At 72.5% G+C, this 22528-nt stretch carries 15 protein-coding genes and 1 pseudogene; 6 read left to right on the plus strand and 10 right to left on the minus strand.

The genetic code is table 11. From position 1 onward, the window contains the following. Positions 1-665: pseudogene (locus tag AZE13_RS04685) on the plus strand (enoyl-CoA hydratase/isomerase family protein); the annotation flags it as partial. Between the two features lie 79 nt (positions 666-744). Here the strand turns inward: AZE13_RS04685 and AZE13_RS04690 are convergent. Both AZE13_RS04690 and AZE13_RS04695 read right to left on the minus strand, forming a co-directional pair. Beyond that, entirely contained in the window at positions 745-1383 is a 639-nt protein-coding gene (locus tag AZE13_RS04690) for a DJ-1/PfpI family protein (RefSeq protein WP_066927294.1), read from the minus strand. Between the two features lie 107 nt (positions 1384-1490). Further along, entirely contained in the window at positions 1491-2495 is a 1005-nt protein-coding gene (locus AZE13_RS04695; RefSeq protein ID WP_258527581.1) for a GlxA family transcriptional regulator, read from the minus strand. 165 nt (positions 2496-2660) lie between these two features. Between AZE13_RS04695 and AZE13_RS04700 the strand changes: the two genes are divergently transcribed. Beyond that, the gene (locus tag AZE13_RS04700; RefSeq protein ID WP_066927296.1) at positions 2661-3530 is read left to right on the plus strand and encodes an SCO6745 family protein; all 870 of its coding nucleotides are present in this window, start codon (positions 2661-2663) and stop codon (positions 3528-3530) included. A 143-nt stretch (positions 3531-3673) separates the two neighbouring features. After that, positions 3674-6115 (plus strand): Tex family protein, encoded by a 2442-nt coding sequence (locus tag AZE13_RS04705; protein ID WP_066927299.1) that lies wholly within the window; start codon positions 3674-3676, stop codon positions 6113-6115. Between the two features lie 134 nt (positions 6116-6249). On the opposite strand, the gene AZE13_RS04710 is transcribed toward AZE13_RS04705, so the two are convergent. After that, positions 6250-8367 carry an FUSC family protein gene (locus AZE13_RS04710; protein ID WP_066927301.1) on the minus strand — a complete coding sequence of 706 codons (2118 nt, stop codon included), beginning with the start codon at positions 8365-8367 and terminating at the stop codon, positions 6250-6252. A 163-nt stretch (positions 8368-8530) separates the two neighbouring features. Continuing rightward, entirely contained in the window at positions 8531-8710 is a 180-nt protein-coding gene (locus AZE13_RS04715; protein ID WP_066927302.1) for a hypothetical protein, read from the minus strand. Positions 8711-8736: 26 nt separating this feature from the next. Between AZE13_RS04715 and AZE13_RS04720 the strand changes: the two genes are divergently transcribed. Continuing rightward, positions 8737-9858, plus strand: coding sequence for an FAD-dependent oxidoreductase (locus AZE13_RS04720; RefSeq protein WP_079123701.1), 1122 nt, complete (start codon positions 8737-8739; stop codon positions 9856-9858). Here AZE13_RS04720 and AZE13_RS04725 read toward each other — a convergent pair. From AZE13_RS04725 to AZE13_RS04735, 3 genes are all read right to left on the minus strand, one after another. Then, positions 9855-11528, minus strand: a complete 1674-nt coding sequence (locus AZE13_RS04725) for a BCCT family transporter (protein WP_066927304.1) — start codon at positions 11526-11528, stop codon at positions 9855-9857. The two genes, AZE13_RS04720 and AZE13_RS04725, sit on opposite strands and share 4 nt — an antisense overlap. A 203-nt stretch (positions 11529-11731) precedes the next feature. Then, the gene (locus AZE13_RS04730; protein WP_398780106.1) at positions 11732-13072 is read right to left on the minus strand and encodes a M14 family zinc carboxypeptidase; all 1341 of its coding nucleotides are present in this window, start codon (positions 13070-13072) and stop codon (positions 11732-11734) included. Further along, on the minus strand, positions 13069-15075 hold the full coding sequence (locus AZE13_RS04735; RefSeq protein ID WP_066927306.1) for a Xaa-Pro dipeptidyl-peptidase: 2007 nt from the start codon (positions 15073-15075) through the stop codon (positions 13069-13071). The genes AZE13_RS04730 and AZE13_RS04735 overlap by 4 nt, the downstream gene beginning before the upstream one ends. A gap of 250 nt (positions 15076-15325) precedes the next feature. Between AZE13_RS04735 and AZE13_RS04740 the strand changes: the two genes are divergently transcribed. Then, positions 15326-16837: a M1 family metallopeptidase gene (locus tag AZE13_RS04740; RefSeq protein WP_107288249.1), complete on the plus strand. Its 1512-nt coding sequence runs from the start codon at positions 15326-15328 to the stop codon at positions 16835-16837. Between the two features lie 100 nt (positions 16838-16937). Here the strand turns inward: AZE13_RS04740 and AZE13_RS04745 are convergent, their stop codons facing one another. Then, entirely contained in the window at positions 16938-17747 is an 810-nt protein-coding gene (locus AZE13_RS04745; RefSeq protein WP_066927310.1) for an oxygenase MpaB family protein, read from the minus strand. A 209-nt stretch (positions 17748-17956) separates the two neighbouring features. Here AZE13_RS04745 and sph point away from each other — a divergent pair, with 209 nt between their 5' ends. Then, positions 17957-18931: a sphingomyelin phosphodiesterase gene (gene sph / locus AZE13_RS04750; RefSeq protein ID WP_066927312.1), complete on the plus strand. Its 975-nt coding sequence runs from the start codon at positions 17957-17959 to the stop codon at positions 18929-18931. Between the two features lie 107 nt (positions 18932-19038). Here the strand turns inward: sph and AZE13_RS04755 are convergent, their stop codons facing one another. Next, complete coding sequence (locus AZE13_RS04755) at positions 19039-20499, minus strand: amino acid permease (RefSeq protein WP_066927314.1); 1461 nt, start codon at positions 20497-20499, stop codon at positions 19039-19041. 133 nt (positions 20500-20632) lie between these two features. Beyond that, positions 20633-22483, minus strand: coding sequence for an AMP-dependent synthetase/ligase (locus AZE13_RS04760; protein ID WP_066927316.1), 1851 nt, complete (start codon positions 22481-22483; stop codon positions 20633-20635). Between the last annotated feature and the right edge of the window lie 45 nt (positions 22484-22528).

A 22528-nucleotide genomic window follows, 5' to 3' on the forward strand; every position in this document is an offset into this window, starting at 1 on the left:
GGGAGCTGCCGCCCCTGCTGGCGCGGCTGGCCGCCGACCGCACCGTACGGTCGCTGGTGCTGACCGGCGAGGGCGGGACGTTCTGCGCGGGCGCGGACATCGGGTCGCTGCGCGATGCGGCCGGTGAGTCGCAGGGGCTGGCGGTGGCCGCCGAGGAGGCGCTGGCGGCGTTCCCCGGGCCGACGCTGGCGGCGATACGGGGCTACTGCGTGGGCGGCGGCGCCCAGTTGGCGGCCGCCTGCGATCTGCGGTTCGCGGAGGAGGGGGCGCTGTTCGGGGTGACGCCGGCCAAGCTGGGCGTGGTCTATCCGGCGTCGGCCACCCGGCGGCTGGTCCGGCTGGTCGGGCCCGCCACCGCCAAGTACCTGTTGTTCTCGGGCGAGTTGATCGACTGTGCGCGGGCGCTGCGGACGGGGCTGGTGGACGAGGTGCTGCCCGAGGGCGAGCTGGGCAAGCGGGTAGCGGAGTTCTCCGCGGTACTGGCGAGCCGGTCGCTGCTAACCCAGACGGCGGCGAAGGAGCTGGCGAACGGGACCTGGGACGTACCGCCGGACGAGGCCGAGGAGCGCGGTGCGTACTGGGCCGCGCAGGCGCGCGCGAGCGGCGACACCGCGGAGGGTGCCGCCGCCTTCCTGGAGCGCAGGGCGCCGCGGTTCGAGTGGACCGGCGGCCCCGCGGCCACCGGCGGCGCGGGCGGCCCCGGCGGCGCGGGCGGCCCCGGCGGCGCGGGCGGCCCCGGCGGCGCTACCCGCGGTTCCCGAAGCGGCTCCTGAGTTCGGCGACCAGCTCGGCCGGGGCCTTCTCGGGCGAGCCCGCGTCGTAGGGCGGCTGCGGGTCGTACTCCGCCATCAGCTGGATGCCCTGCGCGCAGGCGTCACCGGCGATCCGCCCGGCCAGGGTCAGACCCATGTCGATGCCGGACGAGACACCGGCGGCGGTGACGTACTTCCCGTCGAAGACGACCCGTTCGCCGGTGGGCTCGACGCCGAACTCCTTGATCGCCTCCAGGGAGAGCCAGTGCGAGGTGGCGCGGCGTCCGGTGAGCAGCCCGGCCGCGGCCAGGATCAGGGAGCCGGTGCATACCGAGGTCGTCCAGGCCGAGGTGGCGTCGGCCGCGCGCAGCCACCCGAGCATCGCCTCGTTGCGCATCTGCCGCTCGACGTTCTGCGGCGGGCCGCCGGGGACCACCACGAGGTCCGGGCGCGGTACCTCGCTGAGCGCCTTCTTCGCCACGAGGGTCAGGTTGCCGCTGTCGTCGCTGACCGGGCCCGGCTGCTCGGCGACGAAGACGGTCTCGGCGTCCGGGAGCGGGCTCAGGGTCTGGTAGGGGCCGATGGCGTCGAGAGCGGTGAAGCCGTCGTAGAGGACGATCGCGATCTGCATGGCGGTTCCTGTCGGTAGGGGTTGGTCGGGGCTGGTTGGGGATGGTCGGGGTTGGTTGGGGTTGGTACGGATCGGCAGGTGTTGGCAGGGGCCGCTGCGCGGGCCGGTCAGCCGGCCGCCGGGCAGGGGGCGGACGGCCGGAAACGGCGGCGGTACTCGGCCGGTGAGGCGCCCAGGACCCGCAGGAACGCGCGGCGCATCGCCTCGGGGGTGCCGTAGCCGCAGCGGCGGGAGACCTGCTCGATCCCGTCGGCGCTGTCCTCCAGGCAGCGGCGGGCGGCCTCCAGCCGTACCCGGTCGACAAAGCGTCCCGGCGTCATACCGGTCTCATCGCGGAATGCCCGGGCGAAGTGCCGCGGGGAGAGACCCGCGCGGGACGCCAGCGCGTCGACGGACAGGTCCGCCGCCGGGTTCTCGGTGATCCACTGCTGGACGTCGCGCAGCGGCCGCCGCTGAGCGGTCTGGGCCGCGAGCTGGGCGCTGAACTGGGTCTGGTTGCCCGGCCGCCGGAGGAAGACCACCAGGTGCCGGGCGACGGTCAGCGCGAGGTCCCGGCCGAGGTCCTCCTCCACCAGGGCCAGCGCGAGGTCGATACCGGCCGTCACGCCGGCGGAGGAGGACACATCGCCGTCCCGCACATAGATCGGGTCGGGCTCGACGCGGACCGTGGGGAACCGTTCGGCGAGGGTGTCGCACAGCAGCCAGTGGGTCGTCGCCCGGCGCCCGTCCAGCAGTCCGGTCTCGGCCAGCAGCAGCGCTCCGCTGCACACGGAGACCTTGCGCCGGGCGCGGTGGGCGTTGCCGCGCAGCCAGTCGATCAGCCGGGGGTCGGGGTCCCGGGTGCCCTGGCCGCCGGGCACCACCAGGGTGTGCGGCGGTGCGGCGTCGGCGAGCGAACCGTCGGGGACGAGGGTGAGGCCGCTGGTGGTGCGGATCGGGGCGCCGTCGAGGCTCGCGGTGCGGATGCGGTACGCGCCCGGGGCCCGCTGGGCCGCGGCGTGGAAGACCTCGATGGGCCCGGAGACATCGAGGCCCTGCACACCGTCGAAGAGGACGATCAGTACCTCGCGCTGTTCCCTCGGTACCTCGTGCCGTTCCATGTGTCCGTCCATACGTCCATCCTGGCCAGCGGAGCCGATGGCGGCAATGACGGATTTCCCACCTTTTCCGCCATCGGGGCAGCGGGCCCCGGCGGCGGACGGCCGCCTGCCCACACCCCGGGATGCACGGCCGCCCCGGCATCACCCCCATACCGACGGGTCGGTAGCCTGCCCCGTATGACATCTTCCAGCGCACTGCCCGAGCAGGCCGGACGCACCTGTCACCACGTCATCAACCCCTTCCACTCCGCGCACTACTTCGCGCCGGAGTTCCCCGCCGAGATGGCGAAGGCCGGCATCGAGAACAGGAGCGCCGGCTACTTCGCCTCCCGCGGCGCGGCGATGGGCGCGGTGGGCCCCGGCACCATCGCGGCGACCTTCTACAACTTCAACTACGACCTGATCGCCGAGCACGTCCCGCACGTCTGGTCGGTCGCCACCCCCGAGGCGGTGCTGGCGGCCCGGCTGCGCGCCGCGGACGCCACCCTGCGCCGCCTGCTCGGCGACGCGGCGCTCGCGTCGCCGGAGATGGCCGAGGCGGCGGAGCTGGCACTGCGCGCCGCCGAGGGCTGCAGCCGCCCGGCCCGTCCCCTGGCCGCCGCGCAGGCCGATCTGCCCGTACCGGAGGCCCCGCACCTGGCCTACTGGCACGCCGCCACGCTCCTGCGCGAACACCGCGGCGACGGCCACCTGATGGCCCTGCTCGACGCCGAACTGGACGGGCTGGAGGCGCTGGTCACCCACTCCGCCACCGGAAACGGTATGAACCTGCACGGCGCACTGCGGATCCGCGGCTGGTCGGAGGAGGACCTGCGGGCCGCGCAGGAGCGGCTGCGGACCCGCGGGCTCCTGGACGCCGAGGACCGGCTGACCGAGGCCGGGGTCCGGCTGCGCGAGGACCTGGAGCACACGACGGACCGGCTGGACCGGGGTCCGTACGAGCACCTGGGCGCGGCGGGCGTGGCCCGGCTCACCGAGCTGGCGACCGGCTTCACCACGGCCATCGTGAACGCCGGCGCGTTCCCGGCGGAGCTGTTCGGCAAGTAGGGGATGCCCTCCGGCGGGCCCGCCGGGGTGTGAGTGCGGCTGCTCACACCCCGGCGCCACCGGCCGGGCGGTGCGACAGTCCGGCCCGCCAACCGGCACAATGCAGGCTCGAAGTACGAGCTGGAAGGCGGGGCAGGATCAACGTGACGGCATCCACTGAGCCCATCGGGGCCCTCGGGTCCATCGAAGCACGGATCGCCGGGGAACTCGGCGTCCAGGAGCGGCAGGTGAAGGCCGCGGTCGAACTGCTCGACGGCGGCTCGACCGTCCCGTTCATCGCGCGCTACCGCAAGGAGGCCACCGGGACGCTCGACGACGCGCAGCTGCGCACCCTGGAGGAGCGGCTGCGCTACCTGCGGGAGCTGGAGGAACGGCGGAGCGCGATCCTGGAGTCCGTACGGTCCCAGGGCAAGCTGGACGCCGCGCTGGAGGCCCAGATCCGCGGCGCCGACTCCAAGGCCCGGCTGGAGGACATCTACCTCCCGTTCAAGCCGAAGCGGCGCACCAAGGCGCAGATCGCGCGGGAGGCGGGCCTGGAGCCGCTCGCCGACGGGCTGCTCACCGACCCGTCGGTGGAACCGGCCGCGGCCGCCGCGGCGTTCGTCGACGCCGGCAAGGGGGTCGCCGATCCGGCCGCCGCCCTGGAGGGCGCGCGGGCCATCCTGACCGAGCGGTTCAGCGAGGACGCGGACCTGATCGGTGAGCTGCGCGAGCGGATGTGGTCGCGCGGGCAGGTCGCGGCGAAGGTACGCGAGGGCAAGGAGGAGGCGGGCGCGAAGTTCGCCGACTACTTCGACTTCGCGGAGCCGTTCACCGAGCTGCCGTCGCACCGGGTACTGGCGATGTTCCGCGGCGAGAAGGAGGAGATCCTCGACCTCGCGCTGGAGCCGGAGGACCCGTCGGCGGCCGCCGAGGGCCCGAGCTCCTACGAGCGGTCCATCGCCGGGAGGTTCGGGATCGCCGACCGCGGGCGCGCGGCGGACAAGTGGCTGCTGGACACCGTCCGCTGGGCCTGGCGCACCCGGGTCCAGGTGCACCTCGGCATCGATCTGCGGCTCCGGCTGCGGCAGGCCGCCGAGGACGAGGCGGTGCGGGTCTTCGCCTCGAACCTGCGCGATCTGCTGCTGGCGGCGCCCGCCGGTACCCGCGCCACGATGGGCCTGGACCCCGGCTTCCGTACGGGGGTGAAGGTGGCCGTGGTGGACGCGACCGGCAAGGTGGCCGCCACGGACACCATCTACCCGCATGTGCCGCAGCAGAAGTGGGACGCCGCCCTGGGCACGCTGGCGAAGCTGGCCCGTGAGCACGGTGTCGAGCTGATCGCGATCGGCAACGGCACCGCCTCCCGGGAGACCGACAAGCTGGCGTCCGATCTGATCGCCGCCCAGCCGGAGCTGAAACTGACGAAGGTGATGGTGTCCGAGGCGGGCGCCTCGGTGTACTCCGCCTCCGCGTTCGCCTCGCAGGAGCTGCCGGACCTGGACGTCTCGCTGCGCGGTGCGGTGTCGATCGCCCGCCGCCTGCAGGACCCGCTCGCCGAGCTCGTCAAGATCGACCCCAAGTCGATCGGCGTCGGCCAGTACCAGCACGATCTGTCCGAGGTGAAGCTGTCCCGCTCCCTCGACGCGGTGGTCGAGGACTGTGTGAACGGCGTCGGTGTGGACGTCAACACGGCGTCCGCGCCGCTGCTTTCGCGGGTGTCGGGGATCGGCTCGGGCCTCGCCGAGAACATCGTCGCGCACCGGGACCAGAACGGCCCGTTCCGCTCCCGTAAGGCCCTCAAGGACGTGTCGCGGCTCGGCCCGAAGGCGTACGAGCAGTGCGCGGGCTTCCTGCGGATCCGGGGCGGCGACGATCCGCTGGACGCCTCCAGCGTGCACCCGGAGGCGTACCCGGTGGTGCGCCGGATGGTGAAGGCGGCCGGCACCGGGGTCGGCTCGCTGATCGGCAACACCGCGGTGCTGCGCACCCTGAAGGCCGCCGAGTTCGTCGACGACTCCTTCGGTCTGCCGACCGTGACCGACATCCTGCAGGAGCTGGAGAAGCCGGGCCGCGACCCGCGCCCGGAGTTCCGGACCGCGACCTTCAAGGAGGGCGTGGAGAAGATCGGCGATCTGCGGCCGGGGATGCTCCTGGAGGGCGTGGTGACCAATGTCGCCGCCTTCGGGGCGTTCGTGGACATCGGTGTGCACCAGGACGGTCTGGTCCATGTCTCGGCGATGTCCAGGAGCTTCGTCAAGGACCCGCGGGATGTGGTGAAGCCGGGCGACATCGTGCGGGTCAAGGTGCTCGATGTCGACATCCCGCGGAAGCGGATCTCGCTGACCCTGCGGCTGGACGACGAGCACGAGAAGCACGAGAAGGGGGCGTCGGCGGGCGGCGGCGAGCGGCGCGGCGGCGCGGGTGCTGCCGGCGGCCGCGGACCGCGCGAGGGCGGCCGGGGCGGTGCGCCGCGGCAGCGCCAGGGCGGCGGCCGGCGCGGTGGCGACCAGCGCGGCGGCCGCGACGCCGCACCGGCCAACGGCGCCATGGCGGACGCCCTGCGACGGGCCGGGCTCCTGGGGAAGGAGCGCGGCGGCCGCTGACGTACGGCGACGGGCGGGGCGACCGGCGACCGGGGCGGCCCCGCCCGGCACGGCCCCGCCCGGCACACCGCCGAGGGCGCGTCACCGCGGCCCTCGGCCGCCGCGCGCCGGCGCCGGTGCGGGGCCGGTGCGGGTCAGCCCGTCCCCGCGAATCCGCGGATGCGCTCCAGTTCGGCGGCCACGTCCGTGAGCGTGGCGCAGTCCGGGACCGGCCGGAGGTCCCGGGCCGGGACGGTGGCCTCCCGCCGGTGGCGCGGGTCGTCCAGGGCGTCCGCCATGGCGGAGAGCGCCCGGCACAGCCGCTCGGCCTCCTCGGGATCCGGGCGGTGCGCGCCGTGGTCGAGGCGTACGGCGCAGGCGGTCGCGGCGTCCACGATGCGCTCGGCGGCGGTCACCACCGTCAGCCAGTCGGGGTTGCGGTCCCGGGCGGCGAGGAGTTCGGCCGCGGCGGTCTCCGCCGCCGTCCTCGCCTCCCCCAGCGCCCGGTACGCGGCGCGGCGCAGGGCCAGCCGCTCGGTGGGATCCTGGCCGGGTTCCGCCTCCAGCACGTGCCGCAGGAACCGCTCGGTGGCGCGCAGCGCCGCGGTGACGCGCTGCCCGACCCGGCGGCGCGGATCGGCGAGCGCGGGCAGATGCCCGACGACGAGCACGATGCCGCAGGCGATGGAGGTGTCGACGATCCGCTCGGTGGCGGCCTGAGGGTCCCCGCTGACGTGCACGAACGACAGCACCATCAAAGTGATGGCGACGGTCTGCAGGGCGAAGTGGCGGGTGGCGAAGGGCAGCAGCGCCCCGCCCGCACCGGCCACCAGCGCGGGCCACCACGCCCCCGTCAGCGGCCCTGTCAGCGCCCCCGTCAAGAGCTGCCCCGCCCCGGCGAAGACCAGCACCCCGGCCACGGTCCCGGCGAAGCGGTTGACCGTACGGGAGAAGAGCGGGCCCAGGTCGGGCTTGACGAGGAAGGTGACGGTCGCCGGGAGCCAGTACCAGTGGTCGGCGCGCAGCAGCAGGGCCACCGCGGCGCTGGCGGCGATGCACACGGCGACCCGGAGGCCGTAGTCCCGCCCGGCGGGCCCGAACAGGCCGCGTCCGGGCCGGGCCCGTCCGGCGGCCACCCACAGCGCCCGCCGGACGGCGGTCGCCGGGCGCGGGCGTCCGGACGCCGGGGCCATCCGCCGCTCGGCGGCGGCGCGCGCCCGGTTCCGCGCCGGTTCCGGTCCCGCGTCCGGTCCCGTCCTCGGCCCCGTCTGCGGTCCCGCGCCCGTCTGCGGTCCCGCGCCCGGCCGCGGGGACGGCTCCCGGCGGGCGAACGCCACCGCCGTGTCCAGCAGCGCCTGGTCGAACGCACCGCGCGCGGCGGTGCTGGTCTCCGGGGCGGACACCCGTCCCGGCGCCCGCCCGGTGCGCAGCGCTTCGGCGAACTGCCGGGGGCTCCGGGTGACCCGGGCGGGCAGCGGGCGGGCCTCCCACAGCAGCGCCACGCTGGCCTCGCACAGCGCGGTGGCGGCGGCGAACCGCTCGGCCAGCAGGAGCTCTTCCGTACGGACCGGCCGGTGCCACAGCCTGCTGGTCAGCCGGCGCAGCCGCAGGGCTTCGTCGGCGCGGTCCAGGGCGGCGGTGAGCCTGCGCCGGGCGGGCTCGGCGCCGGGTCCGCCGACCGCCTCCAGGGCCTCGGCGAGCACGTCGAAGACCCGGGCGACCGCCGCCCGCTCACCGCTGAGCGCGCCGCCCGCCGGGCGGGGCGACCGCAGGACGAGGCGCAGCAGGAGCAGCCAGAGGCAGCCGGCGAGGACGTAGAGAGCCTTCGCCCAGGGCGCGCCGGGAAGCGGCATCCCGGCGCCGAGAATGGTGGTGGCCAGCATCTGCATACCGGCGTTGGACCGCACCGGCCCGGCCACACTGCCCGCGCCGGACGCGAAACCGATCACGAACAGTGCCGGAACGATCCACCAGCCCGCGCCGGCCGCCTGCAGCGAGGCACCGATCAGCATGCCGAGCGACGAGGCGAGGGCGGGCAGGCCGATCCGGACGATGCCGGTACGCCGGGTGCCGGGGCGGTCGTTGACACCGGCCAGCATCGAGCCGAGCCCGACCAGCACACCGGGCGCCGGATGGCCGGTCGCGATGCCCACGCCGAGCAGCGGCCCGGCACACAGCGCGCCTCGGGCGACGGCGGCCCAGGGCACGGGCAGCCGTTGCCAGCGGAACGGGTGCGCCAACCAGGCGGGTACGGCGCGCGGCGCGCGGAGCATGGGCCTCCTCAGACGACGGCGTACGGAAGAACAGCAAGCGGAATCCGAGGGGCGACATCGGCCGTCGGTGCTGCTACCAGCCTAAGGTCCCCATTTGTCCGCAACACGTCCGCAGCACTGCCGAAGGGTTACCGCAAGATCACAAACCGCGGCCGTACCACGTTCAGGACGGCGCCCCCAGTCTCCGGGTCGGCCCTCCGAAGGGCAGGAACACGGTACGGACGGCCAGCCGCCAACTGCCGTCGGCCTTCCGGAAGGTGTCCTCGTAGTGGCCCAGATTGGCCGGGAGCTGCGGCCGGGCGGGCTCGTAGGACGGCGTTCCGCGGCCCGGGCGCTGACGCATCGGAGAGGCGGCCTTAGCATCCCGATATGGCGACCGACACAGGTGACGTGTGCGTGATAGGCGGCGGCGTGATCGGGCTGACGGCGGCGGTCGCGCTGGCGGAGGACGGCCACCGGGTGCGGGTGCTCAGCCGGGACGCGGCGGGTGGGACGACGTCCGCGGTGGCCGGCGGGCTGTGCTGGCCCTACCGCATCCGGCCGTACGAGCAGGCGGTGCGGTGGGCCGTACGCTCCTTCCACGTGCTCGCCGGACTGGCCCGGAATCCGGAGGAGACCGGTGCCCGGATGGTGACCGGGACGATGGCGCAGGCACCCGCGACAGCCGGCCGCCCGGAGGGCACGGATGACGGCCTGGCCTCCTGGTACGACGCCGTACCCGGGCTGCGGCCGGCCCGTCCGGACGAACTCCCCGAGGGGTGCGCGTCGGGGTGGCGGGCCCGTACCCCTCTGGTGGACATGCCGACCCATCTCCACTATCTGGAAGGGCGGTTGGCCGCGGCGGGCGGGGACGTCGAGCGGTACGAGGTGACCTCTCTGGAGGCGGCCGGCCGGGCGGCGGACGTGGTCGTCAACTGCTCCGGCCTGGGTGCCCGCGATCTCGTGCCGGATCCGGATGTCCACCCGGTTCAGGGCCAGTTGGTGATCGTCGCCAACCCGGGTATCGAGGAGTGGTCCGTCACGGCGGCCCCGGGCGCCACGGAGACGACGTACGCGCTGCCGCAGCCGTACGGTCTGGTGCTGGGCGGTACGGCGCAGGAGCACGCCTGGTCGCGGGAGCCCGATCCGGCGGTGGCCGAGGCGATCGTGGCCCGCTGCGCACGGCACTTCCCGGAGCTGGCGCGGGCCCGGATCCTGGCCCACAGAGTGGGACTCCGCCCGGCCCGGTCCGCCGTGCGCCTGGTGGCGGAACGGCTGCCCGGCGGCGCCCGTTGCGTCCACAACTACGGGCACGGGGGCGCGGGGGTCACCGTCGCATGGGGCTGCGCCGACGAGGTGGTACATCTGGTCCGGGAGGCCCTGGACGCCGGCTGGGGCGGAACAGGCCCTGGACGGCTGGCAGCCCCGCGCTGCCCGTGGAGGGCCGGGGTGTCCGGCCCTCCACGGGAGCGGAGCCGCGCGCCGGCGCCGGGGCCGGCGCGCCCGCGCTAGCCCGCGCCCTCCTCTCCTGACGCGGTCCCGGTGCCGTTGCCCTTGCCCCCGCCGGTGCCGGTCTCGTTGCCGTTGCCGGTCCCGTTGCCGCCCGGGCCGATCTGGAGGGCGAAGTCGCCGTCGTACTGCTCATGGCCGGCGATCACCGCCATCTCGACGGCCTCCTCGCCCTTCTGCCCGCGCACGATCAGCGGATCGCTGCGCAGATCCCGGGTCAGCGCCCAGCACATCGCGATCATCACGACCATGAATGGCACCGCGACCAGGATCGTCAGATTCTTCAGCCCGGTCAGTGCGTCGTCCGAGCCGCCGCCTATCAGCAGCATGATCGCGGCGACCGCACCGGTCACCACGCCCCAGAAGACCACCATCAGCCGGCTCGGCTCCAAGGTCCCCTTCTGCGACAGCGTCCCCATGACGATCGACGCGGCATCTGCTCCGGAGACGAAGAAGATGCCGACCAGGACCATGACGAGGACGCTCATGACCGTGAAGAGCGGGTACTGGTGCAGGACGTCGAAGAGCTGGCCCTCGGGGGTGCTGGAGCCGCTGAGCCGCTTGTCGTCCTGCAGCTTCATGGCCGAACCGCCGAACACCGCGAACCACAGCAGGCTGACCACGCTCGGCACGAGGATGACCCCGCCGACGAACTGACGGATCGTCCGGCCACGGCTGATCCGGGCGATGAACATCCCCACGAAGGGCGTCCAGGAGATCCACCACGCCCAGTAGAACACCGTCCAGGTACGCAGCCAGTCACCCACATCGGCACCGCTGCCGGCCTCCGTACGGCCGGCCAGCTGCGGCAGCTCACCGAGGAACGAACCGAGGGAGGTCGGCAGGAGGTTGAGGATGAGGATGGTCGGCCCGACCGCGAAGACGAAGACCGCCAGGACCACCGCCAACACCATGTTGATGTTGGACAGCAACTGGATCCCCTTGGCGATACCCGAGACCGCGGAGAGGATGAAGGCGATGGTCAGGACGGTGATGACGGCGACCAGCAGGCTGGTGCTCACGCTGTCCATCCAGCCCAGCACCTTGATACCGCTGCCGATCTGCAGCGCTCCGAGCCCCAGCGAGGCCGCGGAGCCGAAGAGGGTGGCGAAGATGGCCAGGATGTCGATGACCCGGCCGCCCCAGCCGTTGGCCCGCCGTGTGCCGATGAGAGGAGTGAACACCGCGCTGATCGTCTGCCGTCTCCCCCGCCGGAAGCAGCTGTACGCGATGGCCAGTCCCACGACCGCGTAGATGGCCCATGGGTGCAGTGTCCAGTGGAACAAGGTCGTGGCCATGGCGGTGTCCATGGCCTGGGCGGCGTCCTTGGGGTCGGTGCCCGGGGGCGGACTGGTGAAGTGCCCCAGCGGCTCGCTGACTCCGTAGAACATCAGCCCGATGCCCATACCCGCGCTGAACATCATCGCGATCCAGGACACGGTGCGGAATTCGGGCGGCTCCCCCTCCTTGCCGAGCGTGATCCGGCCGTACTTGCCGGCGGCCAGCCAGATCGCGAAGATCACGAAGCCGGAGGAGGCGAGCACGAAGGCCCAGCCACCGTTGTCTATCACCCAGTTCAGCATCGCTGTCGACGCGTTCTTGAGCGAGCTGGTGGAGGTCGCGCCCCACCCGATGAAGGCGAGGGTGAGCAGCGCGGTCACACCGAAGACCACGCGGTCGGTCTGCGGCGGCCCGGTCCGCCGGCCGGCGTCTCGTTCGCCTCGTCCGTCTCGTTCGCCGGGGCCTGTCTCGCCGGGTTCTGTCTCGTCGTTGGGTTCTGTCTCGTGGGGATCTGCCGCGTTGGGGTCTCTCTTGATTGTCTCCGACACGCATCGACCTTTCGATCGGCCATGATTTCCCTGCCGCTTACCCCCTATCACGCACGGCAGTCGTCCGTGGGCATCGCAACCGCAAGGTGATATCCGGCCCGTTGGTCCAGCAGCAGCGGGACGAGGCCGCGCAGCGACTGACGCAGCGGGACGACCGCGCCGCCGGCCGGGTCCGGCCGCCACACCAGGCCGTGCAGCGCCAACGCGTCCTCGATGCGGGCCAGTTGCGCGGCGTCCAGGCGGTATGCGCAGGGCGGGTCGGAGAGGGTCTGCGCGTCGGTGGGGGGCGCGTTGTCGGCGCCACCGAGGTAGACCGGGCCGTGGTCGGCGTATCCGGCGAGCCGGGCGGTGGCGGTGGCCGCTTCGACGCGGGCGCGGTGACGTCCGGAGAAGTCGAATGCCCCCTTCACCGCGGCGAGTTGGGAGTCGACCCGACGCCGGTTGTTGAGTGCGGGGTCGGCCTGCTCGGCGGCGGTGAGGGGGTTGATGCGGGTCTCGACGAGCAGCCCGAGCGAACCCTTGACGCCCACGGTGTTGCGGAGGATGCGTTCCTGGCCGTCGCCCGCGACCTGCTTGACGGGTTCACCGGTCTCCGGGTCGGTCCAGATGCCGTAGACACCGGTACTGAATCCGGCGTTCCGGACAGCGGGTCCGACGAACTCCCCGGCGAGTACACCGGATTCGTGGTGCACCGCCTCCGCGGTGTTCGGGTTGCGCGGCCAGAGGGAGAGCAGGTCCTTCGTGTAGTACGGGACGACGGCGTCGTACTCGTGCAGGTCGAGGACGGAGTCGGGGCGGTAGTCGCGGAGGACCGTGGCCACGGCACGGGCCTCGGCGGTCCGCAGGGCGAGGTGGTCGCGGTTGATGTCCTTCCCGTCGGCGTTGCCCCTGATGTTCGCCGCCCGGCCGTCGGGGTTGGCGGTCGGTACGACCAGCACGCTGGTGCGCTCCAGGAAGCGCCGGGTGGCCCGGTCCCTGGCGTAGGCGAGGTCGCGGACGGTGGAGAGGCAGGCCTCCCGGCCGGAGGGCTCGTCGCCGTGCTGGGCGCAGATCAGCAGGACGGAGTTGCCGCGCCGTACGCCGGCGGGGCGCTCCGGGGCGGGAGCGCCGATGCGGACGAGCCGCAGTGGGCGGCCCTGCTCGGTGGTGCCGATCCGGTCGACCCGTACGCGTGCGGAGGCGCGGTCGACGGCGGCGAGGAACGCCTGCTCCTCGGGCTGACTGGTCCAGCGCGTGCCATGGCTGGTTTCGAACCCCGTACGGGGTGTCGGGGTTCCGGCGGCGCCGGCCGGGGCGGCGGGCAGGGTCGCGCCGAGCGTGACGGTCAGGCCGAAGGCCAGTGCCCCTAAGGCGAGCAGTCGGCCGGGGCGGCGGGAGCGGCGTGTCACGAGGAGGTGCCTCCCTTGGGGGTGTGGTGGGGAAGGAGGGAGCGGGGGACGGGGGTGAGGGAGCGCGGCGGGGCGATCCCGGCCAGCGGTGCGCCGCCCGTGTGCGGGCGCGCCCCCGCGAGGGCCCGGGCGAGGGCCGGGGAGCCGCCGGTCAGGGGGAGCCGGGCCGCGGTACGGGAGAGGTCGAGGGTGAGCGTCGGCCGGGACGCGGGCGGGTCGATCAGACCGGCGTCGGTGCCGGCCACGATCAGTGCGAGCCGGTGTCCGGCGGGCACGATGTGGTCGGCGGCGGCCAGGTCGAGGGTGAGGGTGTACGGCTTTCCCGGGGTGAGCGGACGGCCGTGGTGGGGGTCGGCGTAGTTGCCGAGGTCGGCCCAGCCGCGGCCGAAGACGGTGTGTGCGACCTTCCGGGTGTCGGCGGCGGTCTCCTTGAAGCAGCCGGTGTCACCCTTGGTACCGGCTCCCCAGCAGGTGCGGTGGTTGAGGGTGGAGATGCCCTCACCGGCGGCGGCGTAGTCGCGGATGGTGTCGGGGCCGAGGTCCACCAGGACGGCGGAGAGATGGGCGGTCGTGGTGCTCGGGGTGGCGGTCACGGTCACCGTTCCGGAGCCGGACAGCCGCAGGGGCGCGCGCAGCGGGCCGGTGGTGAACCCGGCCTTGGCGGTGGTGGACTGGTCGATCCGGGCGGCCCAGTCGGCCTCGCTCAGCGCCGGGTCGTCGGTGAAGGTCTCGGTCGCGCCCTGCGGGGCCGGTGTGGTGCCGAGGACCCCGACGCCCGGCGCGGAGCCGTTGTCCGGCCGCAGCGTGGTGGTCCGGGTGCCGGGGGCGGGCCACTGCGGATCGGTGGACCAGCTGCCGGGAGAGCGCTCGATATCGGCCATGGGGGCGCGTTCGATGCCGTTGTCGTAGCCCAGCAGATAGTGGTCGAACCAGTGGTGCAGGGTCTTGACCCAGGCTCCGCGCCGGAAGTCGAAGGGGTCGACATGCCCGGTCTGGGAGAGCCAGATCTTCCGTTCGACGCCGTGCCGGGCGAGCTCCTGCCACCACTGGCCGGCGTGCCGGGTGCGGACGTTGAGGTCCTGCAGGCCGTGCACCATGAAGACGCTGGCCCGGACCCGGCCGGCGTCGCGGACGTAGTCCCGCTCGGTCCACAGATCCGTCCAGTCACCGCTGCGCGGCGCGCCCTCGACGAGTCTCCGCTGTACCGCGGCGCAGCGCTTCTGCGCCTCCGGGCTGTCGACCAGGCTCGCGAGCCCGTCGGGGCCCGAGTCGTAGAGCGGAGCGCCCTTGGCGAAGTAGTAGTCGTACCAGGAGGAGATGCCGGAGATCGGGACGATGGTCTTCAGGCCCTCGACGCCGGTGGCCGCGACGCCGTTGGCGATGGTGGCGTCCCAGCTCTTGCCGATCATTCCGGTGCGGCCGTCGGTCCAGTCGGCCGTGGCGAGCCGCCCTCCGGTACGCGTGGTGTAGGCGCGGCCCCGGCCGCCGAGCCAGTCGACGACGGCCTTGGCGGACAGGATGTCCGAGCGGCCGCCGACGTCGGCACAGCCGTCCGAGCGGTTGGTGCCCGCGAGGTCGACGAGGACCGTGGCATAGCCGCGCGGGACGAAGTAGTTGTCGTAGAAGAGCGGGAACTGGACCGGCCGGCCCTGGGCGTCGTAGGTCTTCCGCTGGTCCTCGTTGCCGCGTCCGCAGCAGGAGTAGTACGGGCTGGCATCCATGATCACGGGTATCCGGAGGCCCTGCCGGGCGGGTTCGGACGGCCGCACGATGTCGACGGCGACCCGGTCGGTCCGGCCGTCCGAGTCACCGTCCATCCGGGTGTCCACCCAGACCGCTTCGCGTATCGCGCGGTCGTAGGAGTAGACGGGCCTGCTCTCACCGGGACCGGGCGCCGCCGCCTGCGCGGCGGCCGGCCCGGTCAGGCCGGCCAGCAGGGCGGCGACGGCCGTCAGCACGAGCACAGTGAAGGAGATGCGGGGAAACCGCGCGGGATTCGTCACGAGGCGGACGGTAGCGCGGCACAACTCCCCTGCGTAAGGGCAGATATGACGGCGGTTGTGCGGCCGGACGGAGGAGGGGGACGACCGGCCGGGCCGCCGGTGGTTCCCACGTACGGCCGCGTCCGGGGCCGCTCACCTGCGCGGCCGTTCATGTCGATCATGTGTCGGATCGCACCATGTACATGACGGCGACCCCGGACAGTACATAAGGTCCCGGATGAGAGCCATCCCCCTACGAGTTGGAGGACTCGTGCGTCACAGACTTATCGTCCCGGGCGCGGCCGCCCTCAGTCTGCTGCTGGCGATCCCGGCATCGGCTGCCGACTTCCAGCCCGGGGCCCCGGGGGTGGGCGACAGCTACTACCCCGCGAGCGGAAACGGCGGGTACGACGTCTCCCACTACGACCTGCGGCTCAAGTACCAGCCGAAGACGGACCTGCTGGAGGGTACGGCGACGCTGCTCGCCACGACCACCCAGAACCTCTCCCGCTTCAACCTGGACTTCGGCCTCAAGGTCAGCGAGATCCGGGTCAACGGCAAGAAGGCCGCCTACACCACCTCCGGCCAGCACGAACTGGAGGTCACCCCGGCCGCCCCGCTGGAGAAGGGCAAGCAGGTCAGCGTGGTGGTGCGCTACGCCGGCAAGCCCTCCGAGCTGAAGATCGACGGCTTCAGCGCCTGGGCCCGTACGCCGGACGGCGGCGTGGTGGCGCAGGAGCCGCACGGCGCCGCGTGGTGGTTCCCCAGCAACGACCACCCCACCGACAAGGCTACGTACGACATCTCGGTGGCGGTCCCGGACGGGACCCAGGCGCTCAGCAACGGCGTACTGCTGTCGGAGACCTCCAAGCTCGGCTGGACGCGCTACAACTGGCGCTCGGACAAGCCGCAGGCCACGTACCTGACGACGCTGGCGGTCGGCAAGTTCGACATCACCAAGGACACCACCGCCAACGGGCTGCCGGTCATCAACGCCGTCAGCAAGGACCTCGGCGCCAACACGGGTGCGGCCAAGGCCAGTATCGAACGCACCGCCGAGATCGCGGAGTGGGAGGAGAGCGTCTTCGGCCCGTACCCCTTCAACGCGCTGGGCGGGTATGTGCCGAACGTACCGGCCGGGTACGCGCTGGAGACCCAGACCCGCCCGTTCTACGGCAAGCAGGCGTTCGACCGCGGCACCAACGTGTCGGTGGTCGTACACGAGCTGGCGCACCAGTGGTACGGCGACAGTGTGTCCCTCAAGGACTGGAAGGACATCTGGGTCCACGAGGGCTTCGCCCGCTACTCGCAGTGGCTGTGGTCGGAGAAGGAGGGTGAGGGCACCGCCCAGCAGCTCGCGGAGTACGTCTACCAGCAGCACCCGGCCGACGACCCGTTCTGGAAGGTCAAGCCCGGTGACCCCGGCGCGGAGAACCAGTTCGACATCGCGGTCTACGACCGGGGCGCGCTGGCCCTCCAGGCACTGCGCAACAAGCTCGGCGACAAGGTCTTCTTCGGGCTCCTCAAGTCCTGGCCGACCGAGAACAGGTACGGCAACGGTTCGGTGGCCGACTTCGTGAAGTTCGCGGAGAAGAAGTCCGGTGAGCGGCTCGCCGGCTTCTTCGACACCTGGCTGTTCCAGGCCGCCAAGCCGTCCTTCGGGGCGGCCAAGGGCGCCACGATAGCGGCACGGAACACGACGCCGGTGGCGCAGCCGAAGTCGTGGAAGGCGATCGCCGCCACGAACGAGGTGCACGAGTCCCACGGGACGCACGGGCACTGAGTGACGGCCGGCTCAGGGTCAGCTCAGGGACGGCTCAGGGTCAGTTGAGGGGAGCCGGGGCGTATCACACCCCGGCTCCCCGCTCCCCCGCTCCGCCGCCTCACCGCCGGGCCGCCCGGCGGGCCCGGCGCGCGACGGGCAGATAGCGCAGCCGCTCCGGCAGCAGGGGGACGACGGTACCCACCACCCGCCCGAAGCGGCACAGCCGGCGCTCCTGGGCGTCCGTCCACTCCAGGCCGATGGCACGCCGGGCATCCGGCGGCATCAGGCCGATCGTGATGAACCTGCGGAAGCGGGCGAACCGCGGCCGGAGCCACGGCCAGGTCAGCCGGAGCAGCAGCCGCACCCACCGAGGCCCATAGTCGGGGACCGGGAGCGGCGGGTCGGTGGCGATCAACTCCCGTACCACCGTGGTCTCTTCGAGCTCCTCATCGAGGACCTTGCGGTAGTACGGCCAGAACTCCTCGATGGTCTGCGGCATATCGCGGTCGTGGATGCCCAGGACCCGCCCGACCTGAAGCCACTCCGCGTACAGCCGGCGCTCCTGCTCCTCGGTGAAGGGGCGGCGGCCGAGGTACCGCTGGACGTTCCGGAAGACGGGGTAGCCGGTGGCGTGCACCCAGGCGTAACAGGCGGGGGTGAGCGCGTGGTAGGTACGGCCGTGGGCGTCGGTCCCCTGGATGGTCCGGTGCAGCCGCCGCAGCCGGCGCCCCTCTTCCGCCGCGCCCTCGCCTCCGTACACCCACAGCTGCAGCGAGACCAGCGACCGCTCACCGCGCCCCCACGGGTCCGTACGGAAGGCGGAGTGGTCGTCCACACCGGCGCCCACCGCCGGGTGCGCGACCTGCATGGTGAGCGCGGGCGGCAGGGTCAGCAGCATGCGGATATCCCCGGCCAGCGACCAGAGCATCCCGCCGACCGGTGGGGGGTCCGGGCCACCTCGGTCAGCAATCTCCACATTCATGGCATTCATCATCATACGGCGGCACCCCGCTCCGGACCTCTCGCCCCGAATCCCCCTCTCCGCCATCTCTTCACACCCAGGTGGTTACCTGGAAGTAACCACGGCTGGTTGGATAGATCGCCGGACCAACCCCCCACCCCCCACAAGGAGTTCCCGTGCCGCACTCCGCGCTGCGCACCTCCCGGACCGCCGCGACCGCCGCCGCCCTGGCCGCCGTCACCCTCACGGCCATACCCCCCACGGCGTCGGCCGCCACCGCCCCGCACCTGAAGGTGCTGTCCTACAACGCCTTCCTGATGAGCAAGAACCTCTACCCCAACTGGGGCCAGGACCACCGCGCGCAGGCGATCGCGGCCGCGGACTTCTTCCGGGGCAACGATGTGGTCGTCCTCCAGGAAGCATTCGACAACTCCTCCTCGGACGCGCTGAAGTCGCAGGCCTCGGCGCAGTACCCGCACCAGACCCCGGTGGTCGGCCGGAGCAAGGACGGCTGGGACGCCACCGGCGGCGCCTACTCCTCCACCGCCCCGGAGGACGGCGGGGTGACGCTGCTGAGCAAGTGGCCGATCCTGCGCAAGGAGCAGTACGTCTACAAGGACGCCTGTGGTGCGGACTCCCTGTCCAACAAGGGCTTCGTCTACGCGGTACTGAACGTCGACGGCACCAAGGTGCATATCGTCGGCACCCACGCCCAGTCCACCGACTCGGGCTGCGCGGCGGGCGAGGCGGCCGCCGACCGCGCCAAGCAGTTCAAGGAGCTGGACGCCTTCCTGGACGCCCGGCACATTCCGGCGGACGAGGAGGTCATGGTCGCCGGTGATCTGAACGTCGACTCGCGCAGCGCCGAATACGACGCCCTGCTCGCCAACGCCGACCTGGCGCCCGCCGACGGGCGCACCGGCCACCCGTACTCGTTCGACACCCGGGAGAACTCCGTCGCGAAGTACCGCTACCCGGACGACCCCCGCGAGGACCTGGACTACGTGCTGCACCGCAACGGCCATGCCCGGCCCGGCGGATGGCGGAACGAGGTGATCAAGGAGGAGTCGGCGCCCTGGACCGTCTCCAGCTGGGGCAGGAACTACACCTACACCAACCTCTCCGACCACTATCCGGTGCTCGGCGGCTGAGCCGACGGGCCCGTCGGCGCCCCGGTGCGGCCGAACGCAAGGGCGGCCGCGGACGCCTTCCGGCCTCCGCGACCGCCCTGACTGCTGCGGGTGTCGCTACCGCGCGACTACTTCGCCTGTTCGCGCTCCTTGGCGATCCGGGCCACCCGGCCGCGGACCGCGTACCAGCCGGCGACCAGGGCCACCGCGAGAACCGGGATCAGCAGCACGGTCTGCCGGCCGACACCGCCGTCGAACCACATCAGGACGATCACGCCGAGCAGGAAGACGATCGTGGCGATATCGGTGACCGGCGTGCCCGGCAGCCGGAAGCGCGGACGCGTGGCCAGCCCCTCCTTGGCACGGCGCACGAACACCATGTGACAGACCATGATCGTGCACCAGGTGCTGATGATGCCGAGCGCCGCGATGTTGATCACGATCTCGAACGCCTGGCCCGGCAGCCAGTAGTTGAGCCCGACGCCGAGCACACACACCGCGGAGGTGAGCATGATGCCGCCGTACGGCACCTGGTTGCGGTTCATCAGGCCGGCGAACTTCGGCGCGGAGCCGGCCATCGACATGGAGCGCAGAATACGGCCGGTCGAGTAGAGGCCGGAGTTCAGGCTGGACATCGCCGCGGTCAGCACGACGAGGTTCATCACATCGCCCGCCGCCGGGACACCGACGTTGGACAGCACCGTGACGAAGGGACTCTCGCTGCCGGTGTACTTGTCCCACGGCAGCAGCATCGCGAGCAGGACGACCGAGCCGACGTAGAAGATGCCCACCCGCCACATGATGGAGTTCACGGCCTTCGGCACGACCTTCTGCGGCTCCGCGGTCTCACCCGCGGTGACACCGACCAGCTCGACCGCGGAGTAGGCGAAGACCACACCCTGGAGCACGATCACCACGGGCAGCAGGCCGGTCGGGAAGAGGCCGCCGTTGTCGGTGATCAGATTCAGCCCCGGGGTGTGGCCGTCGACCGGGTGCTGGGTGGCCAGCAGGAAGATGCCGATGAACATGAAGACGACCAGCGCGACGACCTTGATGATCGCGAACCAGAACTCCAGCTCACCGAAGATCTTCACGGAGATCAGGTTCACCGCCAGCACGACCGCCAGCGCGATCAGCGCCATCACCCACTGCGGGATGTCGGTGAACAGGCTCCAGTAGTGCGTATAGAGGGCGATCGCGGTGATGTCGGCGATACCGGTCGTCGACCAGTTGACGACGTACATCCAGCCGGCGACGTAGGCGCCCTTCTCGCCCAGGAACTCCCGGGCGTAGGAGACGAACGAACCGGACGACGGGCGGTGCAGCACCAGCTCGCCGAGGGCGCGGACGACGAAGAAGGCGAAGACGCCGCAGACGGCGTAGGCGACGGCCAGGGCGGGACCGGCGGAGTGCAGCCGGCCGCCGGCGCCCAGGAACAGGCCGGTGCCGATCGCCCCGCCGATGGCGATCATGTTGATGTGCCGGCCCTTGAGGCCCTTGCTGTAGCCCGCGTCGCCCGCGTCCTGCTGCGCGCCGCTCCCCCCGTCAGGTGACCTGTGGGCTGTCTCGGTGACGGTTTCCGTGCTCACTGCTGGTGGTTCTCGCTTTCGGGCAGGCGCTTGCCGTGAGGCAGGCGATCGAGCGAAGGCCGGATCCCGCGGGTCTCACGGTCGGCCGACGGCACACCTTCCCCGAAGACCGACCCGCCGTCTGTGGGCAAGGTCACATCGTGTATAGGACATCCAATATTTGTCCGTATTTGACCAGAATTGCCTGGCGACGTAATTTCAAGGACGGCGTCAGTTCGCCCGTCTCCGGCCCCCACTCCTCGCCCAGCAACGAGAATTTCTTGACTTGTTCTGTTCGGTTCAGGCGCGAATTCGCCGCCTCGACGGCCCGCTCGACCTCGGCCCGCACCTCCGGATGCCCGGCCAGCTCCCGCACCGTCCCGCCGATACCACGCCGCGCCGCCCAGGCAGAGGCCGCCTCCGGGTCCAGGACGAGCAGCGCGACCAGGTAGGACCGGCCGTCCCCGTGCACCAGCGCCTGCCCGATCAGCGGGTGCTCCTTGAGGGTGTTCTCGACCAGCGCGGGCGAGACGTTCTTGCCCGTCGAGGTCACGATCATTTCCTTCTTGCGGCCGGTCAGCCAGAGGAAGCCGTCCTCGTCGAACCGGCCGAGGTCGCCCGTCGCGAACCAGCCCTCGGCATCGGTGGCCGGCTCCACCGACCCGTCGGCCCGCAGGTACCCCTCGCACACCGTCCGCCCCCGGACCTCGATCTCCCCGTCCGCGGCCGTACGCACCTCCAGACCGTCGATCGGACGGCCGACCGAGCCGAGCCGGAATGCCCGGGGGCCGTTCGTCGTACACACCCCCGCCGTCTCCGTCAGCCCCCAGGCATCCATGATCACGATGCCCAGACCGGCCCAGAACCGCACCACGTCCGGGGGCATCGGCGCGGCAGCGCTCGCCGTCCACACCAGCCGGTCGAATCCCGCCATGGCCAGCACCGGACCGAGCACCTCGGCCTTCGCCGCGGCGTACGCCTCCGCCAGCGCGGCGGAGGGGCGCTCGCCCCGTTCCTGGCACGCGAGGTACGCGCGGGCCTGCTCGCCCGCCGCCTCGACGGCCGCCCGCCGCTCCGCGGGGAGCCGTGCCAGCGCGGCCCGTACCGACGCCGTGAGCTTCTCCCACACCCGCGGTACGCCGAAGAACTCCGCCGGACGCAGCTCGCGCGCGGCCTCCGCGACCGTCGCCGGATCCGCGCAGAGGTGGACGTGCCCGGCGCGGAAGACCGGCAGGTACAGGCCCAGCAGCCGCTCGGCGATATGCGCGAAGGGGAGGTAGCACAGGTGCGCGGTGTGGTCGGGCAGCTCCACCACCTGGTCCAGCGCCACCGCGCCCAGCAGCACGTTGCGGTGGCTGATCACCACGCCCTTGGGCTCGCCGGTGGTGCCGGAGGTGTAGACGACGGTCAGGGTGTCCCCCGCCGCCACCTGCCGCCAGCCGTCCTCGAACGCCGCGGGGGCGTACCGCTCGGCCCCCCGCCCGGCCAGGTCCGCGTACGTCGCGTGCCGGCCCGCCCCGGCGACGCCGTCGCCCGCCGCCTCGATACCGTCCGCGTCGACGATCACCAGCTTCTCCAGCCGGGCCGCTGGATCGTCGAGCAACGGCTCCCAGCGCTCCCGCTCACGGGGCCCCTCCAGCACGGCGAAGCGGGCCCTGCTGTGCCGGGCGATCCCGGCGATCTGTCCGGGCGCGGCGGTGCCGTACACCGTCACCGGCACCGCTCCGAGGTGCACCAGCGCGAGATCGCTGAGCCAGTGTTCCGGGCGGTTGCCCATCATCAGGAGGACGATCTCGCCGCGCCGTACGCCGAGCGAGCGATAGCCGGCGGCCAGTTCCGCGACCCGTCGGCGGGCCTCGGCCCAGCTCAGCGTGTGCCGGCCGGGGCGGCCGCCGTCGCGCCAGGAGAGCGCGGGCAGCTCGCCGTGGTCCTCGGCGTTGCGCAACAGCAGGGCGGGGAGGGTGAGTTCGCCCGGCGCACCGGGCATACGCAGGATCGTGGTCAACGCGGGCCTCCGGATGATGTGGCCTGGTCTGCGGACCGAACTGCG

This window comes from Streptomyces sp. NBRC 110611, assembly GCF_001590865.1.
GTDB lineage: Bacteria > Actinomycetota > Actinomycetes > Streptomycetales > Streptomycetaceae > Streptomyces.

Excerpts from the sequence above, each read along its gene's own strand:
- AZE13_RS04690 (WP_066927294.1), bottom strand. The coding sequence starts at position 1,383 with ATGCAGATCGCGATCGTCCTCTACGACGGCTTCACCGCTCTCGACGCC.
- AZE13_RS04700 (WP_066927296.1), top strand. The coding sequence starts at position 2,661 with ATGACATCTTCCAGCGCACTGCCCGAGCAGGCCGGACGCACCTGTCAC.
- AZE13_RS04715 (WP_066927302.1), bottom strand. The coding sequence starts at position 8,710 with ATGCGTCAGCGCCCGGGCCGCGGAACGCCGTCCTACGAGCCCGCCCGG.
- AZE13_RS04745 (WP_066927310.1), bottom strand. The coding sequence starts at position 17,747 with ATGCTCTGGTCGCTGGCCGGGGATATCCGCATGCTGCTGACCCTGCCG.
- AZE13_RS04720 (WP_079123701.1), top strand. The coding sequence starts at position 8,737 with ATGGCGACCGACACAGGTGACGTGTGCGTGATAGGCGGCGGCGTGATC.
- AZE13_RS04695 (WP_258527581.1), bottom strand. The coding sequence starts at position 2,495 with ATGGACGGACACATGGAACGGCACGAGGTACCGAGGGAACAGCGCGAG.
- AZE13_RS04710 (WP_066927301.1), bottom strand. The coding sequence starts at position 8,367 with ATGCTCCGCGCGCCGCGCGCCGTACCCGCCTGGTTGGCGCACCCGTTC.